This is a genomic window from Desulforamulus aquiferis (assembly GCF_030577015.1).
Lineage (GTDB): Bacteria > Bacillota > Desulfotomaculia > Desulfotomaculales > Desulfotomaculaceae > Desulfotomaculum > Desulfotomaculum aquiferis.
This window is the reverse complement of record NZ_JARPTC010000039.1, coordinates 1-15449: the sequence shown is the minus strand read 5'-3', so window position 1 is coordinate 15449 and position 15449 is coordinate 1. Positions and strand designations below refer to the sequence as shown.

The following is a 15449-nucleotide window of genomic DNA, read 5'->3' as shown; positions in this document are numbered from 1 at the left end:
TAGCAGTTTCATACTCTACGTGGGCGGTGTTAATGGTGATACCACGTTCACGCTCTTCAGGAGCATTGTCGATTTCGTCATAGCGCTTAACAGATGCGCCACCGGTGGTGCTTAATACTACTGTGATGGCAGCAGTCAGAGTTGTCTTGCCGTGGTCAACGTGACCAATTGTACCAATATTTACGTGGGGTTTATTACGCTCGAATTTTGCCTTAGCCATTTTTTTACTTTCCTCCTTGCCTATATAGAAGAGAATTATCTGTATTAACCGTTTCTTTTAGCGATAATACCTTCTGCAATGTTTTTGGGAACTTCTTCATAATGGTCATGCTGCATGCTGTAGGTACCACGTCCCTGGGTTTTGGAACGTAAATCTGTTGCGTAGCCAAACATTTCAGACAGCGGTACATAGGCATTTATTACCCGGGCATTGCCACGGCTGTTCATTTCTTCAATGCGTCCCCGGCGACTATTAAGGTCTCCGATGACATCACCCATATATTCGTCCGGAACTGTGACTTCCACTTTAAAGATGGGCTCCAGCAGCACCGGGTTTGCCTTTTGAGCTGCATTTTTGAAGGCCATAGATCCGGCAATTTTAAAGGCCATTTCCGAAGAATCCACTTCGTGATAGGAACCGTCAAATAATGTAGCTTTGACATCCACCATGGGGTAGCCGGCTAGAATACCGTTAGCCATGGCTTCCTTGATTCCGTTATCAACAGGGGCGATATATTCCCTGGGAACAACCCCACCTACAATTTTGTTTACAAATTCATAACCAACGCCACCTGGCTCCAGGGGTTCCAGTTCAATTTGAACATGTCCATATTGACCCTTACCACCGGACTGCCGAACAAATTTGCCCTCAGCCTTAACAGCCTTTTTAATGGTTTCTTTATAGGAAACCTGTGGGCGACCAACATTTGCACCTACTTTAAACTCACGCAGTAGTCGATCCACAATAATTTCAAGGTGTAGTTCACCCATACCGGCAATAATTGTCTGTCCGGTTTCAGTGTCCGTATGAACCTTGAAGGTGGGATCTTCATCTGTGAGCTTGCCCAGGGCAACAGCCATTTTGTCTTGGTCAGCTTTGGTCTTGGGCTCAATGGCAACCTGGATTACCGGTTCCGGGAATTCCATTGATTCTAATACAATGGGGCTGTTTTCATCACAAAGGGTATCGCCGGTTGTAGTATCCTTTAAACCAACTGCTGCAGCTATATCACCGGCATAAACCTCGGGAATTTCTTCCCTGTGATTAGCATGCATTTGCAGGATTCGACCAATACGTTCCCTCTTACCCTTGGTTGTATTGAAAACATAGGAACCTGATTTAAGCACACCAGAGTATACGCGGAAGAAGGATAACTTGCCTACATATGGGTCCGTCATGATTTTAAAGGCCAGGGCCGCGAAGGGCTCACTGTCACTTGATATCCTGGCATCCTCTGCACCTGTATCGGGGTTAACCCCTTGAATAGCAGGTACATCAGTGGGTGCCGGCATATAATCTACAATAGCGTCCAGCAGAGCCTGAACACCCTTGTTTTTAAAGGAAGACCCACAAATTACAGGAGTGATTTTGACCGATAGAGTTGCTTTGCGAATTCCAAGCTTAATTTCTTCCTCAGTCAGTTCTTCTCCCTCAAGGTATTTCATCATCAATTCTTCATCAGATTCTGCCACAGCCTCTATAAGCTTTTCCCGGTATTCCTGAACTAGATCCAGCATATCCTCCGGGATATCTGTGGCCTGACTTTGAGTGCCCAGGTCATCTACATAAATCATAGCCTGGCTTTTCACCAGATCAATAATACCCTTGAACTGGTCTTCACTGCCTATGGGCAGTTGGATTGCCACCGGGTTTGCGCCCAGGCGGTCCTTTATCATATTGAGACCGTGGTAAAAATCAGCACCTACACGGTCCATTTTATTAATGTATGCTATCCTGGGCACGCCGTATTTATCGGCTTGCCTCCAGACAGTTTCTGATTGGGGTTCAACCCCACCGACCGAACAGAACACAGCCACAGCACCGTCTAACACCCTTAGTGAACGTTCTACTTCCACTGTAAAATCCACGTGCCCGGGTGTGTCTATAATATTTATACGGTGTTCGTTCCACTGAGCAGTTGTTGCAGCCGAGGTAATGGTGATGCCTCGCTCCTGCTCCTGAACCATCCAGTCCATTGTAGCTGCGCCATCATGAACTTCACCTATCTTATGCACTCTTCCGGTGTAGAACAGTATACGCTCTGTGGTAGTGGTTTTTCCGGCATCAATATGGGCCATTATGCCTATGTTCCGGGTTCTCTCCAACGGAAACTGTCGGGCCATAGTGACTCCCCCTTACCACCTGTAGTGAGCAAACGCCTTATTGGCCTCCGCCATTTTATGAGTATCTTCACGTTTTTTAACAGTTGCACCCACGTTGTTCGCCGCATCCATTAATTCTGCTGCAAGTTTCTCAGCCATGGATTTACCAGCACGTTTACGTGTATATGTTGTGAGCCAGCGAATTCCCAGAGTCTGTCTGCGCTCTGTACGAACTTCTACCGGCACCTGATAGTTAGCACCACCAACCCGGCGTGCCTTAACTTCCAAAATTGGCATTACATTTTTCATTGCTGTATCAAAGACTTCCAGCGGGCTTTTGCCGCTTTTCTCTTGAATAATAGCAAATGCATCGTAGACAATTTTTTCCGCTACACCGCGTTTACCATCCAGCATCATTTGGTTCACCAGTTTGGTTACAACCTTGCTGCCATGCACGGGATCGGGAAGCACTTCCCGCTTGGGGATTCCACCTCTTCTTGGCATAATTTTTCCCCCCTTTACCTGGTATTAATATTTAAATTTAATATTATAGAAGCAATATTATTTCTTAGGACGCTTAGAGCCATATTTTGAGCGGGCTTGGTTGCGGTTTTGAACTCCCGCTGAGTCTAAGGCGCCACGCACAATATGGTAACGCACGCCCGGTATGTCCTTAACACGACCGCCACGCACAAGAACAACGGAGTGTTCCTGGAGGTTGTGGCCAATGCCAGGGATGTATGATGTAACCTCGATGCCGTTGGTTAAACGTACACGGGCCACCTTACGCAGAGCAGAGTTTGGTTTCTTCGGGGTTGTGGTATAAACCCTGGTGCAAACGCCTCTTTTTTGAGGACATTCTTTCAGGGCAGGAGCTGTTGATTTATAAACAACATCTTCACGACCCTTACGAATAAGCTGGTTAATGGTAGGCATATCTCTCTACACCTCCTCTCGAAATGCTGCATTTATGGAAGGATAAAATTTAATCTTCAGTGATAGAGGCAACGGCGCAGCCCACCTCAATGCGGCAGGCTTTGCCTAATTCTTTCATGCTCTCCACTTTAATTGTAGGTATATTTTTACCTGTACAAATCCGAATAATGGGATCAACAACACGGTTTTCAGCATCAGCAGCCCAATAGACAACCTTGCTTTGTGCCTTATCCACTGCTTTAAGCGTTTGCTTAGCCCCCACAGTTCGTTTTCGTGCGGACGACAACCGCTCCAAAGACATGACGATCCCACCTCCAGCATTCAAACACTTACATATAATATCACTTACACCAACCCGTGTCAACAATTAGCTTATTTAGTTTAACAAGGGTTAACTTTTAATAACCAGGTCGAAATCGTCCAAAATGTCATCCTTTAATCTGTTGTCCGGAAGGCCATCCAGCTCTCTGCTTAGGTCGTAGTCCTTACCTCGCCCTAGCTGGGGTAAAAGTATGTCCAGGTCATCGTTCATCAGATCATCTTCATCATCGGTGAAGACCTCTATATTGCGATAGCGTGACATCCCTGTTCCCGCCGGAACCAGCTTGCCGATAATTACGTTTTCCTTCAGGCCAAGGAGTGGATCCATCTTACCTTTGATTGCAGCCTCTGTTAGTACTCTGGTGGTTTCCTGGAAGGAGGCTGCCGACAAGAAGGAATCTGTGGCCAGAGAGGCCTTGGTGATACCCAGCAGTACCGGTTTTGCAACGGCTGGTTCTCCACCTGCCTCAACTATTTTGGCATTTTCCTCTTCGAACTCAAAGATATCTATCAATCCACCAGGTAGCAGCTCGGTATCACCGGCCTCTTCTACCTTAACCTTCCGGAGCATCTGCCTGATCATTACTTCAATATGTTTATCATTAATCTCAACACCCTGGAGACGGTATACCCTCTGCACCTCTTGCAGCAGATATATCTGTACACCGGCGGGGCCTTTAATTTTTAGCAGATCGTGCGGGTTAACAGAACCCTCGGTGAGTTCATCACCGGCTTCCACCCGCTGGCCTTCTTTGACTTTAAGTCTGGCGCCGTAGGGAACAGCATAGACATTCTTCTCTCCGTTGTCCATGGTTATTTCAACTTCCCGACGACCCTTAACCTCTCTCAGGGCAACAATACCGTCCTCTTCAGCAACAATAGCTTGACCTTTCGGGCGACGGGCCTCAAAAAGTTCTTCAACCCTTGGTAGACCCTGGGTAATGTCGTCCCCGGCCACACCACCTGTGTGGAAGGTACGCATGGTAAGCTGGGTGCCAGGTTCACCAATGGATTGGGCTGCGATAATGCCTACCGCTTCGCCAATATCTACTGTGCCACCTGTAGCCAGGTTTCTGCCGTAGCAATGTTTGCATACACCATAGCGAGTCTTGCAGGTGATTACCGAGCGAATTTTGATCTTCTCAATTCCAGCATCCTGTACAGCTTGGGCCTGCTCAGCAGTGATAACAATATGTGCATCCACCTGATCCTGGGGAATGATAATTTCACCGGTTTCCGGGTGAACAACCTGCTCCATGGGCACCCGGCCTTCTAAGCGATCAGCCAGTTTTTCAATGCTTTCGGAGCCATCCCTTACTTCAGAAACCTCAACACCCTCGGGGGTTCCGCAATCTTCTTCCCTTACTATTACATCCTGGGCCACGTCCACCAGGCGACGGGTTAGATAACCTGAGTCGGCTGTACGTAAAGCGGTATCCGCCAGACCTTTACGGGCACCGTGGGTAGAAATAAAGTATTCCAATACGGTGAGGCCTTCACGGAAGTTTGCTTTAATGGGCAAGTCGATAATCCTACCGGACGGGTCTGCCATCAGACCCCTCATACCTGCCAGCTGACGAATCTGCTGGATATTACCACGGGCACCGGAGGTAGCCATCATGTAAACGTTATTGAATTTATCTAAGGTTTCCATTAGTGCTTTGGTAACCCTGTCGGTGGCATCATTCCATGTGCCAATTACCTTGCGATATCTTTCATCTTCGGTAATTAGACCACGGCGGAATTGTGTCTCGATTTTGTTAACCTGCTGCTCCGCTTCGGCTAGAATTTCCTTCTTGGCCTCCGGGATGGTTATGTCAGCCACACCGATGGTAATCCCCGCCTTGGTTGAGAAGGTAAACCCTAGCTTCTTTATACCATCCAAGGTTTCAGCCGTATGGTGGTTACCCAGTTTACGGTAACATTCATCTACAATCTTGCTGAGAGTTTTCTTATCGCAGACCTTGTTGATATAACCAAGTTCCTTTGGAATTATCTCATTGAAGATAATCCTGCCAACGGTGGTCTCTAATTTTTCACCTGTTCTCAGACGAACCTTAATCTTAGCATGAAGGGTTACAGCCTGGTTGTCATAGGCCAGGATAGCTTCTTCTTCATCTTTAAAGAAGCTGCCTTCCCCTGGTTCCCCTTCCTTCTGCATGGTCAAATAGTAGCAGCCCAAAACCATATCCTGGGTAGGACTGGCCACCGGCTTTCCATCCTTAGGGTTTAGGATATTATTAGCCGCCAGCATTAGCAATCTTGCCTCGGCTTGCGCCTCAGCAGATAGGGGTACGTGAACAGCCATCTGGTCGCCGTCAAAGTCAGCGTTGTAAGCCGTACATACCATTGGGTGAATCTTAATTGCTCTGCCTTCCACCAGGACAGGCTCAAAGGCTTGAATACCCAGGCGGTGCAGGGTTGGTGCCCGGTTAAGGAGTACTGGGTGTTCCCTAATTACCTCTTCTAAGACATCCCACACCTCAGACCGAACCCGTTCTACCATGCGTTTTGCGCTCTTAATGTTATGGGCGTGGCCATCATTGACCAGTTTCTTCATTACGAAGGGTTTGAACAACTCTAGGGCCATTTCTTTAGGCAAGCCACACTGGTGCATCTTAAGCTGTGGGCCAACCACGATAACAGAACGACCGGAGTAATCAACCCTTTTACCCAGCAGGTTCTGACGGAAGCGTCCCTGCTTGCCCTTTAACATGTCGGACAGGGATTTTAGCGGACGGTTGCCAGGCCCGGTTACCGGGCGACCGCGCCTGCCATTGTCAATCAGGGCATCTACGGCCTCCTGCAGCATACGCTTTTCGTTTCTTACAATAATATCTGGAGCCCCCAGGTCTAGGAGCCTTTTTAATCTGTTATTCCGGTTAATAACCCGGCGATACAAATCATTTAGGTCAGAGGTGGCAAAACGTCCACCATCAAGTTGGACCATCGGACGTAACTCAGGAGGTATACAAGGGACTACGTCCATAATCATCCATTCGGGACGGTTTCCTGATTTTTTAAAGGCCTCTACCACTTCCAGCCGCCTGATGGCCCGGATTTTTCGCTGACCAGAAACTTCCTTAAGTTCCTGGCGAAGCTCCCTGGCCAATTCTTCCAGTTGAATTTCTTCCAGAAGTTTCTTTATGGCCTCTGCTCCCATGCCGGCCTTGAAGGAGTTGCCAAATTTATCCTTGTATTCCCGGTATTCGGTCTCTGTTAATAGCTGCTTTTTCAAAAGGGGTGTCTCACCGGGATCTACTACTATATACGAAACAAAATACAGTACTTTCTCCAAAGCCCTGGGGGACATATCCAGCAGAAGTCCCATCCGGCTGGGAATGCCCTTGAAGTACCAGATGTGGGAAACCGGTGCGGCCAACTCAATGTGTCCCAATCTTTCCCTACGTACTTTAGATCGTGTAACCTCAACACCACAACGGTCACAGACTACCCCTTTATAACGGACACGCTTATATTTGCCGCAATGACATTCCCAGTCCCTGGTTGGTCCAAAAATACGTTCACAAAACAAGCCATCACGTTCGGGCTTTAACGTCCGGTAGTTGATTGTTTCCGGTTTCTTCACTTCGCCACTGGACCACTGCCTTATTTTTTCAGGCGAGGCCAGACCAATACGAATACTGTCAAAATTGTTTAATTCTAACAAAGGACCTACTCCCCCTTTAACGGATTTGGGTGGCTAATTTTAAGGCCTTCACAGTTAGTCCTCGTCATCGAGACCGAAGTCATCGCCTTCCTCTATAAACGCTTCATCGAAGTCTTCATTGTCTTCCTCTTCATCTTCCTCGACTTCCCGTTTGGGAGGACCGATTCGCCTTTCCTCCGGTAAATCTATTCCTAATTCCTTGGCTGTTTCAGTTACATCCTCTTCAATTTCTTTGATTTCTATTTCCTCTTCAGCTTCAGTAAGCACCTTGACATCTAGACCAAGTGATTGTAATTCCTTAATTAAAACCTTAAAGGATTCGGGCACTCCTGGTTCTGGCACATTCTCACCCTTGACGATGGCCTCATAGGTCTTAACGCGACCCACCACATCATCGGACTTAACGGTAAGAATTTCCTGCAGGGTGTAAGCTGCACCATAAGCCTCCAGGGCCCAAACCTCCATCTCCCCGAAACGCTGTCCTCCAAACTGGGCTTTACCACCTAGGGGCTGTTGCGTTACTAAGGAGTATGGTCCCGTTGAACGGGCGTGAATCTTATCATCAACCAAGTGGGCCAGTTTCAACATATACACATAACCCACTGTAACTTTATTATCGAAGGGATCACCGGTACGCCCATCGTAAAGGGTCATTTTACCGTCCTCAGGAAGGTTTGCCCTCCTGAGTGATTCCCAAATAGCTTCCTCAGTTGCCCCATTAAATACCGGAGTAGCAACATGGAAGCCAAGTGCCTTTGCTGCCCACCCAAGATGGGTTTCAAGCACCTGCCCGATGTTCATACGGGAAGGAACACCCAGTGGGTTTAAAACAATTTCTACCGGAGTACCATCCGCCATAAATGGCATATCTTCCTCTGGTAAAATCCGGGCGATAACACCCTTGTTTCCGTGACGGCCCGCCATTTTATCACCCTCGGAAATCTTCCTCTTCTGGGCAATATAGCAACGTACCAGTTGGTTTACTCCTGGTGGTAATTCATCGCCGTTTTCCCTTGAAAACACTTTAACATCTACAATCTTTCCAGCTTCACCGTGGGGCACCCTCAGGGAAGTATCCCTTACCTCTCTGGCCTTCTCGCCAAAGATAGCCCTCAGGAGCCTCTCTTCTGCTGTCAGCTCAGTTTCACCCTTTGGTGTGACCTTACCCACCAGAATATCCCCTGGTCTTACCTCGGCACCTACTCTTATGATACCCCGATCATCAAGATCCTTTAAAATATCCTCACCTACGTTGGGGATATCCCGGGTAATTTCTTCGGGCCCAAGCTTGGTGTCCCTGGCATCACATTCGTATTCTTCTATGTGAATTGATGTAAAGAAATCTTCCTTTACAGCCTTCTCACTGACTAGAATAGCATCCTCGTAGTTGTTGCCCTCCCAGGTCATGAAGGCCACTAATATGTTGCGCCCCAAGGCCAACTCGCCCTTATCGGTAGAGGGTCCATCGGCTATGATCTGTCCGGCCTCCACCCTTTCACCCTTAGCAACAATGGGCTTCTGATTAATGCAGGTGCCCTGGTTGGAGCGAGTAAATTTTAATAATTTATGAGTTTCATTACGACCATCATCAGTTTTGATGACTATCTCATTAGCTGTTACCCTGGTTACCTCTCCGCTGCTCTTAGACACAGGAGCAACCCCGGAATCCTTGGCAGCTCTGTGTTCAATACCTGTTCCCACCAGAGGCGCCTGGGCCCTTAAAAGCGGCACTGCTTGCCTCTGCATGTTGGCACCCATCAAAGCACGGTTTGCATCATCGTGCTCCAGGAAAGGAATTAGTGCAGTGGCCACGGAAAATACTTGTTTTGGAGATACATCCATGTACTCAACCCTGTCTGTAGGAACAATCAGAGTATCATGTCCCCGACGGGCATTAACCCGTTCCTCTTTGAAGTAGCCATTCTCGTCCAGCGGTGCGTTAGCCTGGGCAATAATATGTCCTTCTTCCTCATCCGCTGTTAGATAGCTAATCTCATCGGTTACCCGCTTGTTATCCTTGTCTACCTTACGGTAGGGGGTTTCAATAAAACCAAAACTGTTGATTCGGGCGTAGGTGGACAGGGAGCCAATAAGACCAATGTTAGGACCTTCCGGGGTCTCAATGGGGCACATCCTGCCATAGTGTGAATGGTGCACGTCCCGAACTTCAAAGCCTGCCCGTTCCCGGGAAAGACCGCCGGGGCCAAGGGCTGAAAGCCTTCTTTTATGAGTTAATTCCGCCAGTGGATTGGTTTGATCCATAAATTGTGACAGCTGACTGGAACCGAAGAATTCTTTTATGGAAGCCACAACCGGCCTAATGTTAATTAGGACCTGAGGTGTAATTACATCTACATCCTGGATGGTCATTCTCTCACGGACAACTCTCTCCATTCTGGAGAGTCCGATACGAAACTGGTTCTGTAAAAGCTCGCCCACAGAGCGAAGTCTTCTGTTACCCAGATGGTCAATGTCATCCACCCTCCCCTCACCCTTCATGAGACCTAGAAGGTAGCGGAAAGTGGCAATGATATCGTCTTTTGTGAGTTCCCTGATGAACTCCCGGTCAATTGGAATTTCTTGGTTAAGATGGCGGTCCCATTCCTTAGGACCATCTTCACCGTTGGGATAGCGGTATAAGATACCGTGCTTAAGTTTTTTCTGAATTTTGTATCTGCCAACGTGAGCCAGGTCATATCGCTTTGGATCAAAGAATAAAGTGTTTAGTAATGAACGAGCACTTTCAACGGTGGGTGGTTCACCCGGTCTTAAGCGCTTATAAATTTCTACCAAAGCCTCTTCTTCAGAATCTGTATTATCTCTGGTTAAGGTTTCTTGAACATTCTTATCATTATCGAATAGCTCTGTAATCATGGCATTTGAACCATAACCCAGGGCACGAATTAGTACTGTGGCCGGTATTTTACGGGTCCGGTCAATACGTACAAATATATGGTCATTTACATCTGTTTCGAATTCCAGCCAAGCACCCCGGTTAGGAATAACCGTAGTTGTAAATAATCTTTTGCCGCTGGTATCTATGGTATCAGCAAAATATACACCTGGAGAACGTACAAGCTGACTGACAATAACCCTTTCAGCACCATTTATAATGAAGGTGCCCTTATCAGTCATTAGTGGGAAGTCTCCCATGAAGACCTCTTGCTCCTTAACTTCCCCGGTTTCTTTGTTAATAAGTCTCACTTTAACCCTTAAGGGGGCAGCAAAGGTCACATCGCGTTCCTTGCACTCTTCAACAGAGTATTTCGGTTCCCCAAGAGTGTAGTCCAGAAATTCTAACACTAAATTACCGGTAAAGTCCTGGATGGGAGAGATGTCATGAAATACTTCTCTTAATCCCTCTCGCAGGAACCACTCGTAGGAGTTTCGCTGAACCTCAATAAGGTTTGGCAAATCCAATACTTCCTGCAGTTTGCCGTAGTTCCACCTCACCCTGTGTCCTACCTGTTCCGGGTAAGCCATCGAACGCATCACACCCCTTAAATATTTAACAAAAATCTCACAAAAATCAAAGACAACGAAAAGCAAGGTCTTGTCCGTTTAAACAATCCCTCGCTTTAAAACATTATAAACCCTTATCCCCTCTATTGTGGCCTATTATGCAACAACCTATACGTAAGTTTAGCCACTTTACCAAAATTCTTTCATCAAAACCATAGAATGACATTTTGTAATGTTAGCATATGTGCTTCGTTTTGTCAAGGTTGTATTTAGGTTTTAGGGTCGAATTTTGCCCACCCACCCCCCTGTCACGGGGACGGTTCTCTTGACAATGCCAAAGGCTGTCAAGAGAACCGTCCCCGTGACAGGGGTAAAAGAAAGGAATACGCCATCATGTTATGACGGCGTATTCCTTTATATTATGGAATTTTCACATTTAAGGTTATTACTTAACGTCAACAGCTGCGCCGGCTTCAACCAGTTTGGCTTTGATAGCTTCGGCATCTTCTTTGCTGATTTTTTCTTTAACAGGCTTGGGAGCTCCGTCAACCAGATCTTTAGCTTCTTTTAGGCCAAGACCGGTGATTTCGCGAACAACTTTGATTACGTTGATTTTCTTGTCGCCAGCGCTGGTCAGGATTACATCGAATTCAGTTTGCTCTTCTTCAGCAGCAGCAGCACCACCACCAGCAGCGGGAGCAGCAGCAACAGCCATAGGAGCAGCGGCGGATACACCAAACTCTTCTTCAAAAGCTTTAACTAATTCGGCCAGTTCCAGTACGGTAAGGCCTTTAACGATTTCTAATACTTCTGCAACTTTAGACATAATAATTAATTACCTCCTCAGGTATTTCATTGATTTTTAATTTAGGAAGCCTGGCCTTCTTTTTGTTGACGTACTTGATCCAATACGTAAACAAGATTGCGCAGGTTAGCAGCCAGAACACTGGCAAAGCCGTACATAGGAGCCTGCATACCACCAAGAACCTTGGCCAGCAGCACTTCTCTGGAAGGCAGATCGGCAAGGGCTTTAACACCCTCTGCATCAATTACCTTTCCCTCTAAAACACCGGCTTTAATTGTCAGACCTTGTTTAATCTCCCTGGAAAATTCAGATAAAATCTTAGCAGGGGCAACCGGGTCCTCAATGCCAAAGGTGAATACTGTGGGGCCTTTTAAGTATTCTTCAAGTCCCTCTACACCAACTTCGTTTGCAGCAATGCCTGCAATGGTGTTTTTGGCAACCTTCATTTCACTGCCAGCTTTACGCAGGCGAGAACGAAGGTCTGTGATTTTAGCTACAGGAATACCCTTGATATCAGCTAATATGGTAACCTGTGAACTGGACATTTTCTCTTTAATTTCATTCAGCATAGCTGTCTTTTGAGCTTTTGTGGTCGGCAAGAATTGCACCTCCTTCCAGGGCAGGATTTCATGAATAAAACAAAAACGGGGCCTCTGTTGTGTAGACACGAACAGAGGCCCCGCATTATTTATAAGCTTGCGAGTTATAACCCCGGCCTCGGTTGGCGGCTTAAAGCCCTTAAGTCATAGGACACCAACGGTCTACAGCTGGAAAATATTATTCATTTATAGCTTGCCGGGTTTGGTAGCACTAGATCTTAGTAGGGTTAATTTTAACCCCGGGACCCATGGTGGAAGATACTGTGATAGTTTTCATGTACTGGCCTTTAGCAGTAGCAGGCTTAACTCTTACCAGAGTTTCTGCCAATGTCTTGAAGTTTTCAACAAGCTTTTCAACTTCAAATGACACCTTACCAATGGGCGCATGAATAATACCAATTTTATCGGTACGGTAAGTAATTTTACCACCCTTAGCATCACTTACTGCGGGCCCCACATCAAAGGTAACGGTTCCTGTTTTGGGGTTTGGCATCAGGCCACGGGGTCCAAGAATACGACCCAGCTTACCAGCCATACCCATCATGTCAGGTGTTGCAATGGCTACATCAAAGCCAGTCCAACCGCCTTGAATTTTCTCAACCAGATCTTCAGCTCCTACAAAATCAGCACCAGCGGCTTCGGCTTCTTTAGCCTTGTCACCTTTAGCGAATACCAATACGGTCTTGCTTTTGCCGGTACCATGGGGCAGCACTACCGCACCCCTTAGCTGCTGGTCAGCATGACGGGGGTCAACACCCAAACGAAATGCTACTTCGATAGTTTCATCAAATTTGGCCGGAGCGGCTTTTTTTACCAGCTCCAGAGCTTCAGTAGGATCATAAAGTGCATCTTGGTCAAACTTCTTTAATGCTTCCTGAAGCTTTTTTCCCACTTTCGGCATCTAAACTTCCTCCTTTGTGGTACTAGCGGACTACATCCTCCCACCGGATGAATTATCCTTCTACAATCTCAATGCCCATACTACGGGCAGTGCCTTCTACCATACGCATTGCAGCTTCAACACTGGCAGCATTTAGGTCAGGCATTTTTAGTTCGGCAATTTCCCTAACTTTAGAACGGGGTACTTTACCCACTTTCTTTTTATTAGGTTCGCCAGACGCGGTTTCAATACCAAGAGCCTTCTTCAGCAAAACTGCTGCTGGCGGGGTCTTGGTAACAAAAGTAAAGGACCGGTCTTCATATACAGTAATTTCAACCGGAATAATAAGCCCTGCTTGAGCAGCAGTAACTTCATTATATTGTTTCACAAATCCCATAATGTTAACTCCGTGTTGACCCAAAGCAGGGCCTACCGGAGGAGCCGGGGTGGCTTTACCGGCCGGAATTTGCAGTTTTATAATAGCGGCTACCTTTTTGGCCATATCCAGTCCACCTCCTTACAACCTACAAGCTTAACTAATCTTTTCAATTTGTGTAAAATCAAGTTCGATGGGAGTTTCACGTCCAAACATTGATACCATAACTTTAACTTTACCCTTATCAGGGTAAATTTCCTCAATCACACCAACAAAATTCTCAAAGGGGCCATTTGTGACCCGTATATTTTCACCCTGATCATAGTCAATCCTAGACCTGGGTTCTTCAATACCCATTTGCTTGATGATATTGTTGGCTTCATCATCATTTAGAGGAATGGGCCTAGAGCCCGTGCCAACAAAACCGGTAACTCCAGGCGTATTGCGCACAACATACCAGGAATCATCGGTCATAATCATCTCAACCAGGACATAGCCGGGGAAAACCTTCTTTTTTGAGATTTTTTTCTTGCCGTTTTTTATTTCAACCTCGTCTTCCATGGGCACAAGAATACGGAAGATCTTGTCTTCCATATTCATTGACTCGATTCGCCTCTCCAAGTTGGCCTTAACCTTGTTCTCGTACCCGGAGTAGGTATGTACTACATACCACTGTTTATTCATTATAACAGAAGGAACCCACGGGGGTTCCCCACCCCCTCACTAATAACAATTAGGACATTATGGCCCCTACACCCAAGCTTAGAATCGAATCCAACACCCAGATGACAGCAGCTACTGCGGTTACAGCAGCAAATACCACCGCAGTATAGGTGATAACTTCCTTACGGGTGGGCCAGTGAACTTTTTTCAACTCATTCTGAACACCACGAAGGTACTTTTTAATACCCCCAGTTCTTTCAGAAAAGGTTGCCCTTTGCACCTTGACTTGGCTTTTTGCTAAGGGTTTAGCAGCTTCCTTTGGGGCCACTTCCTTTTTGTTCTCAGCCCCGCTGGTTTCTTTGGTTGCCGCTATTTCCTTGGCAGCGCTGTCTCGCTTAACTTGTTTCTTTTGCACAGCCATTGAAAATGCCACATCCTTAACTTATTATGTTATTCCCAGAAGCGCCTTGAACTTTAACCCCATCTGGAATGCGGCTAATAATTGCACGCCGGGGCAGCCGGCCTAAACTATCTGGTCTCTTTGTGCGTGGTATGAGTATGACACCACTTGCAATACTTTTTAAGTTCAATCCTTGCAGGATCGTTCTTTTTATTTTTGTTCGTGGTGTAGTTGCGCCGTTTGCATTCGGTGCAAGCCAGAGTTACGCCTACTCTCACCGTTGCCACCTCCCTAAAACGAAAAAAGACTTGAACCAATTTTGTTGTCTAGTAATATACCTTAACAAATTTATCACAAGTGTTGTTGTATGTCAATAGTTTCCCTGTGGCAACAACCCATAATAGTATTGTGCCTCATAAATTGGTTTTATATACCATTAACATGGGTATTCCTGGCGGGTTCAGTTTCGGCTTGAGTCAGTCAGGGCTTAAGAAGCACGGGGTGTGTATCTTTTCCAACAGTCTGAAAGGGGTGGCTTCACCACCCCTCTCAGAAAGACGTTAACTATAATGTAGTTTTAGAATTATTCAGCTCGGATACCGGAAACAACGCCGGCGCCTACGGTACGGCCACCTTCACGGATAGCGAAGCGGAGACCTTCTTCGATGGCGATGGGGGTGATTAGGTCGATGGATACCTTGATGTTGTCTCCAGGCATAACCATTTCTACACCCTCGGGCAGATGTACGATACCGGTAACGTCGGTTGTACGGAAGTAGAACTGGGGACGATAGCCGTTGAAGAACGGAGTATGACGTCCACCCTCTTCTTTGGTCAGTACATATACTTCTGCTTCATATTTGGTATGGGGCTTGATGCTGCCGGGCTTAGCCAATACCTGGCCGCGCTCGATTTCTTTACGGTCTACACCACGCAGCAGGGCACCAATGTTGTCGCCGGCTTGAGCATAGTCAAGCAGCTTGCGGAACATTTCTACACCTGTTACTACGGTCTT

General features: G+C 46.8%; 15 protein-coding genes and 1 other annotated feature. All 15 genes read right to left on the bottom strand.

Going from position 1 to position 15449, the window contains the following annotated elements:
* A partial coding sequence (locus tag P6N53_RS18245; RefSeq protein WP_304545777.1) for a GTP-binding protein occupies positions 1 to 220 on the bottom strand: 220 nt, incomplete at its 3' end.
* 44 nt (positions 221 to 264) lie between these two features.
* Positions 265 to 2343: an elongation factor G gene (gene fusA / locus P6N53_RS18240; protein WP_304545776.1), complete on the bottom strand. Its 2079-nt coding sequence runs from the start codon at positions 2341 to 2343 to the stop codon at positions 265 to 267.
* 12 nt (positions 2344 to 2355) lie between these two features.
* Positions 2356 to 2826, bottom strand: a complete 471-nt coding sequence (gene rpsG, locus P6N53_RS18235; RefSeq protein ID WP_304545774.1) for a 30S ribosomal protein S7 — start codon at positions 2824 to 2826, stop codon at positions 2356 to 2358.
* 57 nt (positions 2827 to 2883) lie between these two features.
* Positions 2884 to 3258 carry a 30S ribosomal protein S12 gene (gene rpsL / locus P6N53_RS18230; RefSeq protein WP_304545771.1) on the bottom strand — a complete coding sequence of 125 codons (375 nt, stop codon included), beginning with the start codon at positions 3256 to 3258 and terminating at the stop codon, positions 2884 to 2886.
* A 49-nt stretch (positions 3259 to 3307) separates the two neighbouring features.
* Positions 3308 to 3559 (bottom strand): ribosomal L7Ae/L30e/S12e/Gadd45 family protein, encoded by a 252-nt coding sequence (locus P6N53_RS18225; protein WP_304545769.1) that lies wholly within the window; start codon positions 3557 to 3559, stop codon positions 3308 to 3310.
* 90 nt (positions 3560 to 3649) lie between these two features.
* A complete protein-coding gene (gene rpoC, locus P6N53_RS18220; protein WP_304545767.1) occupies positions 3650 to 7249 on the bottom strand; it encodes a DNA-directed RNA polymerase subunit beta' in 3600 nt (1199 codons plus the stop codon).
* Positions 7250 to 7303: 54 nt separating this feature from the next.
* The gene (gene rpoB / locus P6N53_RS18215) at positions 7304 to 10732 is read right to left on the bottom strand and encodes a DNA-directed RNA polymerase subunit beta (RefSeq protein ID WP_304545765.1); all 3429 of its coding nucleotides are present in this window, start codon (positions 10730 to 10732) and stop codon (positions 7304 to 7306) included.
* 424 nt (positions 10733 to 11156) lie between these two features.
* A complete protein-coding gene (rplL, locus tag P6N53_RS18210) occupies positions 11157 to 11537 on the bottom strand; it encodes a 50S ribosomal protein L7/L12 (RefSeq protein ID WP_304545763.1) in 381 nt (126 codons plus the stop codon).
* 41 nt (positions 11538 to 11578) lie between these two features.
* A complete protein-coding gene (rplJ, locus tag P6N53_RS18205; RefSeq protein WP_304545761.1) occupies positions 11579 to 12115 on the bottom strand; it encodes a 50S ribosomal protein L10 in 537 nt (178 codons plus the stop codon).
* Between the two features lie 30 nt (positions 12116 to 12145).
* Positions 12146 to 12301: a sequence feature (ribosomal protein L10 leader region), on the bottom strand.
* 25 nt (positions 12302 to 12326) lie between these two features.
* Positions 12327 to 13016, bottom strand: coding sequence for a 50S ribosomal protein L1 (rplA, locus tag P6N53_RS18200; RefSeq protein WP_304545759.1), 690 nt, complete (start codon positions 13014 to 13016; stop codon positions 12327 to 12329).
* Between the two features lie 52 nt (positions 13017 to 13068).
* Positions 13069 to 13497, bottom strand: coding sequence for a 50S ribosomal protein L11 (gene rplK / locus P6N53_RS18195; protein ID WP_099083897.1), 429 nt, complete (start codon positions 13495 to 13497; stop codon positions 13069 to 13071).
* A gap of 30 nt (positions 13498 to 13527) precedes the next feature.
* Entirely contained in the window at positions 13528 to 14055 is a 528-nt protein-coding gene (nusG, locus tag P6N53_RS18190; protein WP_304545754.1) for a transcription termination/antitermination protein NusG, read from the bottom strand.
* A 49-nt stretch (positions 14056 to 14104) separates the two neighbouring features.
* On the bottom strand, positions 14105 to 14455 hold the full coding sequence (gene secE, locus P6N53_RS18185; protein ID WP_304545752.1) for a preprotein translocase subunit SecE: 351 nt from the start codon (positions 14453 to 14455) through the stop codon (positions 14105 to 14107).
* 107 nt (positions 14456 to 14562) lie between these two features.
* Positions 14563 to 14712 (bottom strand): 50S ribosomal protein L33, encoded by a 150-nt coding sequence (gene rpmG, locus P6N53_RS18180; protein ID WP_304545750.1) that lies wholly within the window; start codon positions 14710 to 14712, stop codon positions 14563 to 14565.
* A 305-nt stretch (positions 14713 to 15017) separates the two neighbouring features.
* The coding region (locus P6N53_RS18175; RefSeq protein WP_373323071.1) for an EF-Tu C-terminal domain-related protein at positions 15018 to 15449 on the bottom strand (432 nt) is incomplete at its 5' end.